Origin of the sequence: Paenibacillus daejeonensis DSM 15491 (assembly GCF_000378385.1) — a bacterium.
Taxonomy (GTDB): Bacteria; Bacillota; Bacilli; order Paenibacillales; family Paenibacillaceae; genus Paenibacillus_D; species Paenibacillus_D daejeonensis.
This window is the reverse complement of sequence record NZ_KB899661.1, coordinates 238304-255421: the sequence shown is the minus strand read 5'-3', so window position 1 is coordinate 255421 and position 17118 is coordinate 238304. Positions and strand designations below refer to the sequence as shown.

Sequence of the window (17118 nt, the reverse complement as noted above, 5' to 3'; positions counted from 1 at the left end):
AGGGGGATGATTAGTTGTTCGTCAAGAAAAGAGTCCAAGGGAAAAACCCGGCACTAGGGGCCGGGTAGAAGGACTATCTTTTTGAGTTATATTTTTTGCGTGTAATCAGTGTTTGCGATGAACACCAACACTGTCGAGAACACTTCCCAAGATGCGCACCGGCACCTCGGTCGTTTTGACGACACCGTTCGTATACTGCACTGTGAACCGAATACGCTGAAGCCCCTTGGGCAGTCCCTCTGTGAGCGAGCTCCAGCGTTCGTCATGCAGCTCGGCGGTGTAGCGCTGGGTCGTACCGATTCGAGTCAAGTTGGTTGAAGTGAGCAGCCGGCGATTGTTCAAGCCTTGTGTATCCAACACCGCCGTGACGCTCTGCACAGGGGCAGGGGAGGTTACGGCCTGGAGGACGAAGATCTCTCCGGCATAGAAATCTTTGGGCGCTGTCGTCGTTTCATGACCGGCTTCTTTGTGCTTGTCCAGCCAGAGCGATGTGTGATGCACCTCGCCCGTAATTGTGAGCGGCAGGACCGTGATGGTCTTGGTCACCGTTGCCGACTCCGTGCCATCCGACACGGTCAGGGTCGCTGTGTAAGCTCCCGGCGCTACGCTGGCCATTTCTGGAGAGGCAAGGGTCGACGTGAACAGCGTGCCGTTCGGACGCCGGATCTGCCATCGGTGCGTGAGCCGGTCGCCATCGGGATCCGACGATTGATCAATCAACCGCAAGCGGTCGCCTTCATATACCGGCTTGGGCTGCCAGTCAAACTCGGCCACCGGTGGCCGGTTCGTAACAATGCGGAAGAACTTCGGCGCGCTCCATTCTCCCCATACCTGGCCATCGTGGGCGCGGACCTCTACATACATGTTTACCACTTCAGGCAAATCGACGGTCGGCACATAGTGCTTATTGCTGCTGATCACCTCAGCCGAGACATGCTGTGACACGCCGCCATACCTATAGATGCGCAGCTGGTATCTTGTCTGCGGATCGCCATCCACATCGTGATAATTCCAGGTAAAGTTCGGTCGCAACTCCGTCAGCACGGTCGGGTTGTTCTGATTGGTACTCGACGGGTTCGTCACATTCGTCGTTGGCGGAGCATTCACGATGTTGACGGTGTGCTGAATCGTCGCTCTCAGACCGCCTGAATCTTCAACCACTTGCCGGATGTAGAACCGGCCCAGGGAGTTGAAGCTTTTTGTCCAACTGGTTCGAGAGGTACTGGCCAGAGCCTCTGTAGCTCCAGGCTGATCGCTCTGGATATAGTACCAGTGCTTCAGATTCTCGCGCGCTCCATCTTCCGCATCATGGGCAGTAGAGTTGAAGGTAATCTCTACCCCGCGGAAGGTGTTTGTATGGGTCTGCGTAAAGCCTGGAACCGGCGGTGTGTTCGGGGGGTCAGCATCCAGGAAAAGCTCCTGCTCGTACCAGTCCGACCATGCGCCATACTCGTCCCGAACGCTCAGGCGCAGCGTATACAGGCCTGCATAGCTTGGGCGACGGAGCTGCCCATCGAATTTTTCCCCTTTCGGGTCGATATACTCATAGGTGTAGCTTGTAATGCCTCGCGTTTGACAGTAGTTGATACCTGTATCTTCACGGGAGCAGGTCCCATTCAGCAGATAGCGGTCAGGATCATAGCTCGTATCCGTATAAGTCACCAGATAATCCGCCGACTGCCTCACAGTAAACCGAGCGATCGGACGGCGGTGAATGGTGACATATTGCGTGTATTCGTCCGCCCGCTGAATGTAGGATGCAAAGGTTGGATCCGGATGCTTGTACCCTTCCGGCGTTGGATCATCTTTGGCTGAATAAGAGATGGAGTAGACGCCGACCTTATCCAGACTCTCGCGCGGCGTGGCGTAGGTCTTCTCATGATGACTGGACAGACCGGACAACCCATCTCCACTATTCAAAAACTTGTTGGGATCCGTATGCACATACGTCCATTGGTCATCCGCCTCAATCCGGCTATCCTTCTCCACATCCTCGAACGTGACCGTGTAGTTCAGCTTCTCCCCGGCAAGCCCGATATTATCCAGTTCGTTGTTGGCCTCAATCGGGACCCCAATGACCAGGTTTCGGAAGTTGGAGCCATAGGCGTTCATGAAGAAGCCGTATGTGCCTTCCTCGAAGGTGCTATCGGTTACTTCAAATAGTGGGAATCCCTTGTACCGTACCCTGATTCTGTCCCCTCGGGTGGAGACCTTGACGGTCGTGAACTCATCTCGATTAAGCGTAATTGGCGCCACTCCGAGTTGGGTCCGTTGCCCGTTGACAATCTTGGATAGGGCCATCACCCGATCCGAGATTTCCAGGCGGTACATATTGCGATGGTTCTGTGCCCGGAAATTCAACCCCGATGGATTATTTGCTAGCGGATTGACTAGGCTCTGACGAACATCGAATGTATAGTCCGCATTCTGAATCGTCGTATCTTTTTTGAGCACTTGGCCAATTTCATTGGAGCCATACGGCCGCAAAGGCATAGCCTGTTCAATGGTGTACGTATAGACGTTGGTATAGGAGCCGCTTGTACCACCATATGCTTGTGATCTGTTGTACTCTTCCGCCAGTTTTAAGATGAAATGACCGTCAGCCGTAAAACCTAATTGGAATATAGTGAATTTTTCTTGATTGACATTACCATGATCGCAAGTGTAATTATATCTTGGTGTTTTATTAAGTGTCTGGACATCCTTGATTTTGTTTCCATGCTTGTCCAAGACGTGGATTTTGTTAAACGTCTCGACCACATAGATAATTCCGTCTCTTGATACTGCAAAGGTGACGTCCGTGAAATCATTTTGTTGTGCAATGTATCCTCCAGAAACACTACATGATGTGCCAGAACTATATTCGTACTGAGATTTATTGGTGTATATATCGTACCTTGACTCAGTGCCCGTATGTTTATTAACAAAACTCAGATGTTGTTTTATGGATCTGTCATAGTATGGATACGATCCTCGGTTTTCTTGCCTACGATGGGAGGTTACTTTGACGTCCTCATCTTCAAAGAGAGTCTGGGTCACGGTGTTCCAACTCATTTCCATATTTGAGCCGGATGTCGTATCTCTCTCAAAGTAGTAGGGGTGGACACTTGAATTCACAGGTTCTAATGTTTCAATATCAAACCATCTAAGAGAAGTACTCCAATTACTAGCATCCCATCTCTCGCTAAAGCCAATCTTCGTCCCATCACTACTGATCTGTATTTTCCCGCCCGTAATTCCATTGAATCCATCTTTTAAGAGCGCTAATGAGTAGGGGTTCTCATCTCGTTCTGAAGTAGTTGGCCTTGGAGCTGTATAGGTCCAGCTCACATCTCCATATTGATCGGTACGAGTGATTTCACAATCGTACGCATAGTAAGTTGTGTATTCTTCTTGTCTATCTATCCTGTTCAAGCACTTGTAAGCAAAAGAACCTCCTTTAATATCATGCGCAAGATATATTCTTGAAAATGAAGAAACACTATCAGCTGTTACTTCATTCCCAAGGAGTTGGTCCACCCAGTATGCGCCAGTGCTCGGACGTAATTTCCCCGTTCCATAATCAGCAATCGTACCCGACATTCTTTGGTACGGCACGCGTCCATGGATAAATGGGAGGTTTTTCTCGCCTAAAGTGCCGGACCGTATGATGGTTGGATCAGTTACATATTCACTATGATTTTTTCGGATTGCGTGATATCCATCCAACCGTTCACTTTCCGTACGCACCACTGCATTGCTTGGTGGAGAGATGTATGGATTTCTGGCATAGTTCGCCGTAAATGACTGTCTGAACGTATTGAAAGTCAGATTAAGGTCACTAAACAGGTTCAGATTCGGCGTAGATAACGTAGATCCTTCCCAACTGTCCCCGAGTACCATTAGAAGCGTGTTCTCATTTGTCACATCGAATTGAGGCGGTTCTGGGTTTTCGCCTTTCAGAGAGAAGCCCACTTCAGGTGTCTCATTGACGACTTCCAAGTAGAAAGAGTCGTTGTGTTTGAGACCCCAGTCCTCTTCAACTTCAATATCGAATCGATAATTGCCGACTTTTAAGGGTTTGAAAGTCCTTGATTCACCGACGGCTAAGACAAAGGGATGTGCAGGTTCGTCATCAAACCGTCCATCATTGTTGGAATCATACCGGTAACGAATGGTGCTGCGTACGATAATATCGCCATCTGGACTCTCAGAAGTATTGGTGATCTCAAAGCCTTCCCGTAAGGCACGCTCCGGCAACTCGAGACGAGCAATAGGCGGCAAATCCGGCACGACATTGATGTGTTTGATATCCTTCATCTCTGGAATATTTCGCACCCCGAGGTTATCGGTAACCTCAAGTTCAACGGTCTCGACACCAACATTCGGATACACATCTCGTTTGTTGGTCCAATGATAATCACGGATCGTTCGACCTGGTGCTGCGTAACTTTGATCCCCGTTAATGCCATTCTCCGGTATCGGGCGATTCTGAACGACACGTGTAGGCACCGTGATAATCGGCGTCGGTTCGGGGGAAATGACTTGAATCGTCGCTGTCCGGCTTGCGCTCGCTCCTCTGCTATCGACGGCCATGGCCGTTATCGTGTGGGTACCGACCTCGGTTGTCAGAAGGTTCGTAAAACCCATCTGCGTAGCATCCAGTCCATAATCTCCTGGCAGACCCTTGATCCATTCACTTGGGCTCTCGCCAAAGTTCCAGAAGTAGCTGATCTCATCTCCGTCCGGATCGTAGGGCATGCCCCCAAATTCAGGTGGCAGCGGATTAACGATGACCCGAAGATTGACGCGTTCTCCCCGTAACACCATGTGGGCATCCGGTTCCCAACCATGCAGGTTGTTCTGTTTGAACCAACCGATGTTGAAGACAGGAGGGCGGTTCGTTGGATCGCTAATGACTTGGACGGGTTTGCTTACTGTTTCGGTAAGACCACATGAGGTCGTGACGGTAAGATGCGCCATGATGGTGCCTAATCCCATACCATCGTACGGCGGAACGAGAATAGCGTGCTGTGCCATGCCATTCGAACGCTGTGGGAACGAGGTAATGGTCCCCTGAGTAAATGTGAATGTATGGTCGTTGTAGCGACAGCCTGCACCTGTAACCGCGATTCTCGGCGTAAATGTGTTTTGATCACCAAAATACATCGTTGGTTTTTCAATATCAAAGTCCACGGAAAGCCCAGGCGGACCGGTCTGCTCTTTATCGTAGAAGAAGACAACATAACCGGTATCACGGCTTGAAGTAAGAGCTAGGGTAAAGCTATCTCTTCCTGAAACCGCCGATGTGGGGAATCCCGTGTACGAAAATTGGCCCGCTGTAACCCTGCCATGGGTGGACTTCGCACGGACAGCTTGCTCGCCAGGCAGTTTCGCCACATGAATGGTTTCTTCTTCAGCAATTGTCCGTGTGGTGTTAGGCGGTGTTCGAACCAAGTGACGGACAAGAATTTTGCCTTCACCGCTAGTGATAGGTGGTTTGAGATCGTAGTAAAAATGGACTTGATAGTTATAATTCCCGTTAAATGTGAAGCTTGGCGGATTAGCGGGATCACGAATAAGATCATTAAGGTTAGGAGTTGCTCCAGTTGTGGTTTTACTATGTCCGATGTATGTATAATTTGGATGCACTTTATGAGTGAAACTGTATGGACTTCCTTCAATTAATGTTTTAACTGGAGGGTCAGGCATCTCAGGTATGCTTCGACCGTCTCGGGTCATATGTTTTTCTGTTGCAGTAAACCTACCTGTAGGTGGGCCTGTCTCATAGTAATAATTTATAATGTACCTCTCCATATCATTATTAAAAACAAAGCTATGGGCCTGTCCTGGTGTAATCTGCTGCGCTTGTAGTACGTCTTCTTTACCGCTGTCTGTCTTCTTGTGACCTACGTAGTTGTAATTATCATGGGTTGGTGGAGCAGATGGATACCGCGTGCCCCTCACCATCTCATTGACCGAATTCCCAAACACAGAGTTCAAAGACTGGCCGCTGGTGGTAAAATGCCGAATTTCGATTTTTGCGTCTAGTTCGAATTCGAAGAGGATGGGGAAGTAGTAGCGTTGGCCTTGCACAAGTTCTGCGCAGTTTGTACAATGTCCTCCTTGCGTCCTTAAATTGTATGGATACCCAGATGAGTCTGTTCTTAAAGTTCCTGTCATAATAACATCAAATTTAACAGTAGAAGTTCCTCTTCCTACTTCATTTGAGACTATTGGATTGCTTGCATTTGTGCCAAAATGCATTTCAAATGAACTATAATCTTCATTTTTTCTGGATTCAGAAAAATAATACTCGTGAATGGGGACGGCAGAATTAAAAGTTCTTACCGAAACATTCTTAACTGACCTCCCAGGAAAAGAAAAAGTGTATGGATTACTTATCCTTACTCCTGATGCCCCCGGTCTATGGGTTGTCCATGCTCCCGAAGAATTACTCCATATATCGATGTAAGCAAAGCCGACCGCATATCTTTTAACCGATTTTTCATTAGGTAAATAAGTTGTGCCAGAAAGTATCCCTTCGCGCACAGTTTGAACATGAGAATTACTAATTTCTGTAGCATTAACTTCATTCTTCTGCCATATAAAAAAGGTGCTTATTGAGCCTATCAATATAGCGGCTACTAGTATAATTGAAAGCCCCTTTTTCCACTTCATATCTAGGACCTCCATTTATTTTTAAATAATACTGCATTATCTAAGTCTCTTGGTACTGCAAAAAAGTCTACTTTCTTAAGGTCTACTTTTTTCTGTTTCGCATAAGCTAAAGCGCTTATTGATACATAACGAACTCTAACATCATTATCAAAAGTATCTCTTAGAAATGATCCTTCTTGGCGTATTTCAAAGTTCCCTTTTTCTAAAACGAATACCGGCATTCCTATCGTACCTAAGAATGTAGTAGAAAATCTAAGATACTGATCCCCTTTATTATCATAAGCAAGATCCAATCGATAAATATTATAATTTCTAATTTTTATAGGTAGATCGCTATCTTTAATCACATGAGCGTTAGCTATCGTTTCACCACGTTTCGATGCATGATGCTCAAACCCCTTATAGTAGTGTAAGTAAGGCTTAAAGTCTTCCGCAGGCACCGCATCCGCAATATCCGGAATCTCCTTATGCCCAATCCACACAAACTGGTTCACACCATCCCATTCTACTGGAGTGCCCAAACCTTCGCTGACGGCTCTCAGTGGGACCAGCGTTCTACCTCGTTCGACCATAGCAGGCTGATTCAACGTGACTGCTGTTCCATTAAAAGAAGCCGCGCGAGAGTTCATTGTTAGCTTAAGCGTTCGGTTGCCTTTTACAATGGTAATGTCTTTGCCATTGACGGTGAGTTGACCGCCCAGCTTATCCGAGACAAAGCGGATCGGGACGAGCACAGTGCCGTTTACCATTTTGGGCTTCACATCGAAAACGATCTTACGCGCGTTGTAGAGCACTTCCAGTGGCATATCGGCACGTACGATCTTTGTTGAGTTTGCTTGGGTGGTTGGGGCAGGGGCCATCGTCATCATCATTGCTCCTGCAAGTACGGTGACCATCAGTTTTTTCATCATGTGTAATCCCTCCAGGGTTCAAAGTATATGGGCAGATCGTTAGTTCCATAGTCCTAATCTTTTTACTAATATCGGCGCTCCAACCCCCTAACTGAATACTAAACCTGCTAGGTTCATCCAAATTACCGGTTATACTAAGAAATACTTGATAATACTTGGTATCACGACCAAGCTTCTTTCACGTCGGATACGCATAAAAAAACACCCCAAAACAGCAATTGCTGTTGAAGGGTGCTTCCCGTTCACGAATCAATTTATGGTTCGATTATAAGCGATCGGGCAGAGATTCGCAAGAAAAATTATACAATCCTGGAACAACGCTAGAGTGTGGGGATAGGAGTGACATCGAGATTAAGCATACATTAACAATTCAACAAGTATGAAATTTCATATAAAATGAGCGGTTTCGCATGAAAATCACTCAATAAGTATGAAATTTCATATCTATTTAAGACATTTGATCATTAATCAGCCAATAAGATCGAAATTTCGAGTTTATTCGTTTACTTGCTGTGCCCCCGCCCATGAAATCCAGCATCTCCCCGCCAATGCCACCAACCCGTAGCCCATCATTGATCCGCCTTCGAACAAATCCAGCCCCACGCCGTACCTCCTGACCACCAACCAATCCAACCCCACGCCGTACCTCCTGGCCACCTACCAACGAAACCAAACTAGCCGCCTACTCTGCTACCTTCACCGCGCAGATCCGCAGTCGGCGGTAGTCCGCCACCCACTGGCCATCTACGTAGATGGCCGGGCGCAGGTGGTCTTCGACCATCTGGTAGATCGAGGCTTTGTCGGGGGCGCTGACGTCATGGAAGAAGTCGTCGGCCAGCACGTCCAGCCAGTCACGCACGCCGCTCTCTCCCTTGAGTGGGGTGGGGCGGTCCAGTTCCTGGGCCCACATCACCCGGAAACCGCGCGCCTCCAGCAGAGAGGCGTACTCCCCAACCGTGGGAAAATACCACGGGTTCCGCCCGGCCGGGTCATAGCCATGAGCTGCCAGCGCCGCCTCGGTAGCGCCGACCAAGGCCGCCACATTGCCATGCCCACCGAACTCGGCGACGAAGCGGCCGCCGGGACGCAAGGCAAGCGCCACGGTCTCAGCGACGGTACCGGCGTCTCGCATCCAATGCAGCGCAGCATTGGAGAACACCGCATCAAACGGCTCCTGCGTCCGATAGGTATACGCATTCTGAACGCTCAGGTCCAGATGCGGATATTTGCTCCGGCCCCTTTCAATCATCTCCGCCGATAAATCAATCCCCACGGCCACCGCACCAGCTGCTGCAATCTCAGCAGTCAGGTCGCCTGTGCCGCACCCCAGATCAAGAATGCGTTCGCCGGCCTGTGGCTGCAACAGTGAGAGAATGCCATCCCCCAGCCGTGAGACAAAGTCCAGTTTGTGATCATACGTGTCGGCCTGCCATTGGTTCGTAGAAGTCGAATGAGTCATGTCGCTTCCCCTCCTTTGACACTGATTATAGACCTGTCGTTCTTATTTGTATAAGATATATAACTTATATAATTGATAGTTTTTAACTATAAATGGACAGTTCCTGAATTTACTTACTCTTAAAAGGGTAATGTTCCACCAAGCGCCGCTCTCGTGTAATATAGAAGATACTTACTCATACAACTCCCGATGACGTTTCTTAAGCTTAATGTAGGTTTCATCCGTTTTGGCTTGCTCCCACTTGGCTTTAAAGATGGCTGCGGCCTCGGCCTTAACCGGGTCGTTCTGATAAGGCAGGATGGAGCCATCCTTCTTGGAGTATTTGCGGCCGCCCTTGTGGTTGGTATAACGTCTGGCCCGGGTGTAGCCCATTTGGAGGAATTTGCGAGCCATGTCCATCCCGACAAAATCCTCCGCGTCCTTGTACTCCAGAAACATGTCGTAAATGCGCTCGGACGATTCCTTGGCAATCTCGGGCGTCTTGAAGCGCCAGTGGGGCAGAATTTCGCTTTTGTAGGGCTCGACCATTAACACGCCTTGCTCCCCGCGGCCGACGGTGTATAACTCGGGCTGCTTGCGCAGATCCAAGTTGTCATAGTCGAGCTCATAGTCAAACTTTTTCATGTCGGACGACCCCCAATCCAGATTAGTATAGCCTTACCCGTTGAACGCGCGGCACAAACGACTCGGCAAGACCCACCTGATCATCTGATATGGAGGCGATTCCTATGTCATCAAGCAAGAACAACGGCGTCACAGTTGCCACGAAACCGGCATTCCAGGCCATCGGCCTGCATTGGGAAGGTACGTTTACGCAAGCAGGCAAGGGTGAGATTCGTAATCTGCAGGCTGCATTAAAAGAGAGACTGGACGAGATCCCACACCGCACCCATCCAGAGCAGCTGCTAGGACTATCCTATCCCGAAGAAGATAATGGACTGACGCACTACGCGCTAGTCGAGGTAGCCCAAGTGGAGAGTATCCCGGAAGGCATGGTGACGATTGCGCTGCCGGAGCTGAATTACGTGAGGTATCGTCATGTGAGTGGACAAGATATTGGCGAGTCCTATCAACTGGTAGAGGATTATATGAAGACCCAAGGGATGCGCCAGCCGGATGACGAGGTCACGCATCTGGAGATCTATCCGATGGAGCAGAATTCGCACACGGACCAGCCTGAATTTGTTATTATGATGCCTGTCAGCGTGCTCTAACACAGTTTTGAGAATTCATCCAATTCAATGGAGGTGGCTTTCATGAAAGCGCTATTTATAGGAGGAACTGGCACGATCAGTGCCGCAATTACAAGACAACTGGCTGAGCAGGGATGTGAGCTCTACGTACTCAATCGGGGCAACCGCAATACGAAGCTTCCGGAAGGCGTGCGTACCCTAGAAGGAGATATTAAGGACGAGGCGCAGATCGCCAGTCTTATCGAGGATCTGTCCTTTGATGTGGTGGCGGATTTCATCTCCTTCGTACCGGAGCATGTGGAGCGTAACTATCGGCTGTTCAAGGACAAGACCAAGCAGTTCATTTTCATCAGCTCGGCCTCGGCCTACCAGACGCCGCTCTCCGACTACCGGATTACCGAAGGCACGCCATTATCCAATCCTTACTGGGAATATTCGCGTAACAAGATTGCTTGTGAGGACTATTTGATGAAGCAGTATCGCGACCATGGGTTTCCGGTAACCATCGTGCGGCCGAGCCACACGTATGACGAGCGTTCCATTCCGCTTGGCGTCCATGGGTCAAACGGTTCCTGGCAGGTGGCCCGCCGCATGTTGGCCGGCAAACCGGTCATCATCCACGGCGACGGTACATCCCTGTGGACGATGACACATAACCGCGACTTCGCCAAAGGCTTCATCGGACTGATGGGCAACATCCACGCCATCGGGGAATCGGTGCACATTACCTCCGACGAATCGGTTACCTGGAATCAAATCTATCAAATCATCGCAGATGCGCTGGGAGTGGAGCTCCATGCGCTTCATGTCCCGTCAGCCTTCCTCGATGCAAGCAGCGACTATGACTTCAAGGGCGGTCTGCTGGGCGACAAGGCGAATACGGTCGTCTTCGACAACAGCAAGCTGAAGCGGCTTGTGCCGGATTTCGTGGCGACGACGCGCTTGGACCAGGGTATCCGCGAGACCGTGTCCCACATCTTGGCGAATCCAGAGCTGCAGCGGGAGGATCCGGAGTTCGACGAATGGTGTGATCGAGTCGTTCAGGCGATGGAAGCCGCAGTCAAAATGGTTAAAGGGTAGCTCACTGAGATGGTCTGCAGACGGGCCATCGATTTAATTGAGCAGGTAGGTCTGCCATCTGCGGCATAGTCTAGAGAAGAAGCGATAGAGGAGGAACGAGCATGACCTTTGCCAGACCACCTAGCTAAGAAAGCGTCCATCGACGTGCACGTCCGCCTCCCGGGGCATGAGAGAGAATTCACATTCTAATCTCATGATGAGGGAGACGAACCATGTACAATTACGCTTATAATCTCTATTGGCTTTACGCGATGCGCTTTTTCTCCAGTCTGATCCCTGCCTATGTTATTGAGCGTCTGTACTGGGAAGAGCGGGGAATGACAATTCAGATGGTCATCTATACGGAGATCATCTTTGCCGCCACGGTGATCCTCTGTGAGCTGCCCTCCGGTATCGCGGCCGACCGGTGGGGAAGGTGGCGTCTGCTGCTGCTGGCTGGTATACTGGGCTGTGCCGAATTTCTGCTGCTGGTGTTCGCGGAGAACTTCTGGCATTTCGCGGTGGTGGTGCTGCTCGCCGGGATCGGACGCTCAGCCAGCAGTGGTGCCGAACAGGCCATGCTGTATGAGTCGCTGCTTGCCCAAGGGAGAGAGCGGCATTACGAGCGGCATGTCGGCCGTCTGCATGCCTTGGACATCACCGCCACGGTCATTGCCGCGCTCAGCGGAAGTGTGCTGGCGAGCTTATACGGTTTTACGTTCAATTATTGGCTGTCGCTGACAGCTGCCGCTTTGGCTCTGCTCTTCGCTTGCCTGCTCCGGGAGCCGCCAAGGGCAATAGGAGGGGAAGAACCGGAAGAGGCGCCGATGCCCATTCGGGCCTATGTTGTGGCATCGCTGCGCTTTTTTCGACGGCAGCCACAGCTATGTCTCGTCTTGTTATCTGCGATGATTATTGGTGCTGCAGTGAATTTCATTGATGAGTTCTGGCAGCTGTATCTCGACCGGGTGGGTATTCCTGTACTGTACTTCGGGCTGGTCTCTGCCGGAATCTACGCGCTTCGTCTGCCAGGCAGCTTACTCGCCTACCTGTTGAAGGGCAAGGTGACGTACCGGATGCTGCTTGGCGGGGTGCTTGCTCTGATGGTTACCGGGTTTGCCTGGTTGGCGGCAGGGCAGGGCATCAGCGGATTGGCGGCTATTGCGCTGATCTGCCTAGCGTCGGGCTTCCTCGAACCGCTGGTGTCCGGCTACATGCAGCACCGGGCCGACCCCGCGATGCGGGCGACGCTGGGTTCGTTCCATTCGCTTGGAGAGCACGCAGCCGTGATGCTGTCCGGGCTAGGATTCGGCTATTGGGCGGGACGTGCGGATGTGTTTGGTGGATTCGGCTTTGTAGCTGTAATGTGCGCGGTATATCTCGTCATGTACATGGTGGTTGCTCGGAGAGTGTTGAACCAATAGTGGTAAAAAAAGCCCTGCGCCTCACCTCGCCTTAGAGGCGGGGGGTCGCAGGGTAGGGGAGCAGGCGGCCGCGGGGCCGTCTGCTTTTTATGGCCCCCACAAAGGTCCAGGCTAAGCTTCGAAGAAAAGGCTCCACTTTGTAGGATTGTTTGATGATTGTCTCTTCGGAACCCGATGGCCTGTCAACTAGCCTTGAGCTTGAACGGACAAGGTGGCTAGCAAGCCTCCTGCGAGGATGCCGCGCTACAGTGTTTTAACCATGATTAGATGCGGGATGCCATCCTCCATAAACACGTCGGAGGCCGGCTCATAGCCCAGCTTGGCGTAAAAGCCTTTGGCTTGCTCCTGGGCGTGAAGCTTGGCTTTGGTCCAGCCTTTTTCGCTCGCGATGCGCTCTAATTCGGCAATGATTTGGCGGCCATAGCCAGACGCGCGGTAGGCGGGGAGCAGACAGATTCGCTCCAGCTTGGCTACGCCTTCGACCTGCCGCAGACGTGCCGTGCCGACTGGCTCCTCGCCTTCATAGACGAGAATGTGCTCGGCTTCTTCCTCGTACTGGTCCAACTCGTCCTCCTGCGGCACGCCCTGCTCCTCTACAAACACCTCTATACGTATGCGAAACGCCGCCTCCAGCTGCGCCTGATTGGTTACACGTCTAATTTCCATTGCTGTCTCTCCTTTTGCTAGTTCTGTGTGTTGTACCAACATACCAAAATCCAGCGGATTTCTCTACTATGAAAGTTTGTCCAGTTCCCTTTCGCTAAAGACAAAAATACAACTCATTATGGCGAATTGGCTATGTAGCGGGTGGATAAAGACAAAAGCGCAGTTAGTTTGTGAATATATGGAAATAAGTGGGTATTTGAGCGTTTTTAAGTGTATTTTTGACTTTAAGAGGGGGCTGGATGGTGTTTGGGGGAGAAATAATTGTACTTTTGTCGTTAGCGGATGGTGTGTGGTGAAGCCAATCAAAAAAAGGACAGACCAGATACCCATGATCTGGTCTGTCCTTTACGAGTCGAGTGTCTCCATCCACTAGGGGGCTAGACTCAATGCTTCATGAAGCGAAGCTGAAATTGCATCAACTCCCAAGTGTGGTCATGCGTGTGCACAGGGTAGATGATCTCCAGCTTAGAGCCGTGCTGGGCCAATACGGGCTCAGGTGCATTCGCCGTGACGTCGATCGTCAGGCCGGGGAGCTCCCAGCGGCCGGGGGTTACAGTGGCTTCGGAGAGCAAACCCTGCGCCGTCGCGCCTTGCGCCGTCGCGCCCTGCGCGGCCGTGCCCTGCGCCGCCGTGCCTTGCGCCGCCGTGCCCTGCACCGTCGCGCCTTGCACCGTCGCGCCCTGCGCCGTCGCGCCTTGCGCCGCCGTGCCTTGCGCCGTCGCGCCCTGCGCCGTTGCGCCCTGCACCGTCGCGCCCTGCACCGTCGCGCCTTGCGCCGCCGTGCCCTGCGCCGTCGCGCCCTGCGCGGCCGTGCCCCACGCACCCGTCACCTCGGGTGCTGAGACACCGAGCTCGAAGACTAGCTCGATTGGCACGGGGCAGTGCAGCTCAGCCGTGATATCCAGCTGCCGTTCGCTCGTCTCCACCCGAAACGCCATGCCGCGCAGATGCGAATTCCAGGTCTGGCCGACCTCGCGCCGTACCATCCGCAGCGAATACCTGCGGCCATCCGGTCCTTGCCAGTGGGCGGTGGCATTGTGCATCTGCCCGTTCGTGTTGCGGCTGCCGGAGAGGCCGCCAATCATCAGCTCCGGCGAGATCCAGGCTCGCGCGGTACAGACATTGCGGTTGTGCGGCGGCAGGTCCCGCTCGCACAATTCGTTGAACTGGCGGTAAGCGAAGCGCTCGCCCCGGGAGGTGCGGAGCTGTTGACGTACGGCCTCCGGCATATCCACGCCAACCAATGCGATCATCGGATCGTGGCTTGTCTCGCAATTGATACCGGTCAGATGGTTATATTCCGGCCCGAGGGCCAGATACAAGAGCACGCCGATCGAGCTGTGCTCGGTGATTTCATTCTCATAGCTGCGCGCATACGGGCCGCAGAGATTCTCCAGCGACGGCTCATAGAACTCAGCAATATCTTCCCATAGGCCATGCTCCAGGACGCGTCCGGTCTCCCGGAACGAGTCGCTGCGGCCATAGCGCCGCCACATGCCCAGGACGGTCAGGTCTACACCATAGTACGTGCTCGAATTAAACTCAGCAAATGAATGGAATGCGGAATACTCCTCCAGCAGGGCCGCTGAGGCCTGCTCGGCATGGGTAATCCAGTCGGCCCGACTGTAGCGGTGACCATAATAATGTGTAGCAAACAGATGCATCAGCTCAATATTGGTATTGGTCGGGATCGACTGGGAGACGAACCGCTCCAGCGAGGCGGCGACTGTCCGCGTCATGGCCTCATCCATCCGCTCCACAAGCGATGAAGGCAGCTGGGATTCAAAATGCTCAAGGATCATCGCAAACGTACAGGCGATGAATTCCCGCCAGTTCGGGTCGAAGCTGCGCCATACACGCGGATAGACCTCATCTACGGCGCGGCGAAACAGGGCAAACAGCGGGTCCCTGCCAACAGTCCTTGCAAGTTCCGCGACGCCAGTTGCCTGCACGGCGAGTGTCCCAGACCCCGCGCCTTGCGAGGCGGGTCCCCCTGACTCCAAGGGTCCAGCAGATGGTGGGGGAGCTGCCCTTCCGACTGCCTCCGAACCCGGCGAATCGATCCCGGTTTCCCCGGTAGCCCTCGCACCCGCCGCCCCAGATCCCGCGCCTCTATCGACGCCCGCGCCTTCCCCGAGCAGACCGCCATAGGCAACGAAGCGGCGGTACACCTCATCGAGCGCGTCCGAGTTGGCATAGCCGAAGCCTGGCGAGAAGCGCCCCCATGCCGAATGGCCCGAGGGCGGGAGCGGGGCATCGGGGGATTTGCGGAAGGTGCCATCGTACAATTCATTCTGAGCGACTATCTGCATGTCGAGCACGCGCGCGATGACGCGATGCGCGGTCTCCGCATCACCGGGCGCGCCTCGCAGCAGCAGACCCAGTGCATAATGGGCACTCTCTCGCGTACCGTGCCGGGCTCCGCCTTCCCCAATCATTGCGGCCTCGGGATCATAGTGCCCATCCATCCATGTCATTGCTTGCTCAACCAGGTAGCGTTCGGAAGTCGACATGTCTGTCAGCAGGTTAGTGGTCAAGTTGAACCGCCCCTTTCTGTCTGTTCTGACTGCGAATAATCAATACCAGCAGCCCAGCGCCCAGCGCTGCGCTGATTGTACAAGCTAGGTTCATGGCATCCGGTCCGCCTGTCTCCAACAAGTAACCATTAAGCAGGTTGCCCAGCATGCCCGCCAATCCGGAGAAGACGATGGCCAGGATGCTCTGTCCAGTCGTTCGCATCTCCTCGGGGACGATCCGGACCATGTATTCAACGGCGGTGACATAGAGTAGGCCAAAGGAGAGGCCCTGCAGCACTTGCACACCCACCATGACGCTCGGGATCGGATACAGCCACTGCAGTCCCCAACGGAGAATATAGGCGATCGCACCCATCAGCATCGTTCGTTCCACCCCGAAGAATCGGATAATGTAGGTGGACAGGAACATGGAGGGGACGTTGGAGAAGGCGGCAATCATGAGGGCGATGCCGGATAACTGCGGGCTGCCGCCCGCCATCTGAAAGACGACGACAAAGTACGTATTGAATGCCGTCAACGTCTGATTAATCAAGAGACATGAGAGTAAGAACAGCAGTACCGTGCGGTTCATCAGTACGTCCTTGAGCCCGTGGGAGAAGGACTTGCGTTTAATCTTGATGTCATCCTGGCGCGGGAAGCTTAACAGAACAAGAATCCCGATGACAGCAAATAGTAAAAAAGGCAGGCCCAGCAAACGAGGCACGTACATAGCAACAAAGGCACCGGCAATATAGCCGCCGAACGCGTTGCCGATGCTCTGGAAGCAGCGGATCGTTCCGTAGGAGGAACCCGCCTTGGCCGCTGCCGTCACGGCATAAGCATCACTTACCGGGGCAAGCGGCGCCGTAAAGGCAATATAGAGCATATAGACGGCTATCATCAGTGCAGCCGAAGGCACCGCGAATAGCATGGCTGCCGCCGCGGGAACAGCCAGGCTCAGTACAAGAATTAGCCGGGTGGCCCGGTATTTGTCGGCAATCCGTCCCCAGAAGAGCTGAGCCACAATCACGAGCAGCGAGGATAAGGCCATTATGCCGCCGATGCTGTCGCGGCGCAAGCCCTGTTCGATGAAAATCATACTAATATAAGGGTTAAGCATACCGAGTGACAAGCCGGTCAGCAGGTAGAACACACGCAGCTTGAACAACAGCGGGGACAAGCTTTTCACACGTTCCATCGTCGAGGTCAAGGAGAATCCGGTCATCTGCC

General features: G+C 52.4%; 11 protein-coding genes. 3 read left to right on the top strand and 8 right to left on the bottom strand.

Annotated elements, in window-relative coordinates; genetic code table 11:
- Window positions 1-105: 105 nt before the first annotated feature.
- From F556_RS0112250 to F556_RS0112225, 5 genes are all read right to left on the bottom strand, one after another.
- A complete protein-coding gene (locus tag F556_RS0112250) occupies window positions 106-5631 on the bottom strand; it encodes a PKD domain-containing protein (protein ID WP_157272723.1) in 5526 nt (1841 codons plus the stop codon).
- A gap of 1031 nt (window positions 5632-6662) precedes the next feature.
- Window positions 6663-7571, bottom strand: a complete 909-nt coding sequence (locus F556_RS36215; RefSeq protein WP_020617250.1) for a copper amine oxidase N-terminal domain-containing protein — start codon at window positions 7569-7571, stop codon at window positions 6663-6665.
- A gap of 495 nt (window positions 7572-8066) precedes the next feature.
- Window positions 8067-8210 (bottom strand): hypothetical protein, encoded by a 144-nt coding sequence (locus F556_RS37730; RefSeq protein WP_020617249.1) that lies wholly within the window; start codon window positions 8208-8210, stop codon window positions 8067-8069.
- Window positions 8211-8253: 43 nt separating this feature from the next.
- The gene (locus F556_RS0112230) at window positions 8254-9030 is read right to left on the bottom strand and encodes a class I SAM-dependent methyltransferase (protein WP_020617248.1); all 777 of its coding nucleotides are present in this window, start codon (window positions 9028-9030) and stop codon (window positions 8254-8256) included.
- A 171-nt stretch (window positions 9031-9201) separates the two neighbouring features.
- The gene (locus tag F556_RS0112225; RefSeq protein ID WP_020617247.1) at window positions 9202-9654 is read right to left on the bottom strand and encodes a DUF4385 domain-containing protein; all 453 of its coding nucleotides are present in this window, start codon (window positions 9652-9654) and stop codon (window positions 9202-9204) included.
- 104 nt (window positions 9655-9758) lie between these two features.
- Between F556_RS0112225 and F556_RS0112220 the strand changes: the two genes are divergently transcribed.
- The 3 genes from F556_RS0112220 to F556_RS0112210 all read left to right on the top strand — a co-directional run bounded on the left by F556_RS0112220 (window position 9759) and on the right by F556_RS0112210 (window position 12706).
- Window positions 9759-10244: a GyrI-like domain-containing protein gene (locus tag F556_RS0112220; RefSeq protein WP_020617246.1), complete on the top strand. Its 486-nt coding sequence runs from the start codon at window positions 9759-9761 to the stop codon at window positions 10242-10244.
- 42 nt (window positions 10245-10286) lie between these two features.
- Window positions 10287-11303, top strand: a complete 1017-nt coding sequence (locus tag F556_RS0112215) for an SDR family oxidoreductase (RefSeq protein WP_020617245.1) — start codon at window positions 10287-10289, stop codon at window positions 11301-11303.
- A gap of 212 nt (window positions 11304-11515) precedes the next feature.
- Window positions 11516-12706, top strand: coding sequence for an MFS transporter (locus tag F556_RS0112210; RefSeq protein ID WP_020617244.1), 1191 nt, complete (start codon window positions 11516-11518; stop codon window positions 12704-12706).
- A 243-nt stretch (window positions 12707-12949) separates the two neighbouring features.
- On the opposite strand, the gene F556_RS0112205 is transcribed toward F556_RS0112210, so the two are convergent.
- The 3 genes from F556_RS0112205 to F556_RS0112195 all read right to left on the bottom strand — a co-directional run bounded on the left by F556_RS0112205 (window position 12950) and on the right by F556_RS0112195 (window position 17113).
- Window positions 12950-13372, bottom strand: a complete 423-nt coding sequence (locus tag F556_RS0112205; protein WP_020617243.1) for a GNAT family N-acetyltransferase — start codon at window positions 13370-13372, stop codon at window positions 12950-12952.
- 383 nt (window positions 13373-13755) lie between these two features.
- Complete coding sequence (locus tag F556_RS33835) at window positions 13756-15909, bottom strand: hypothetical protein (protein ID WP_020617242.1); 2154 nt, start codon at window positions 15907-15909, stop codon at window positions 13756-13758.
- Entirely contained in the window at window positions 15899-17113 is a 1215-nt protein-coding gene (locus F556_RS0112195; RefSeq protein ID WP_020617241.1) for an MFS transporter, read from the bottom strand. The genes F556_RS33835 and F556_RS0112195 overlap by 11 nt, the downstream gene beginning before the upstream one ends.
- Window positions 17114-17118: the final 5 nt, after the last annotated feature.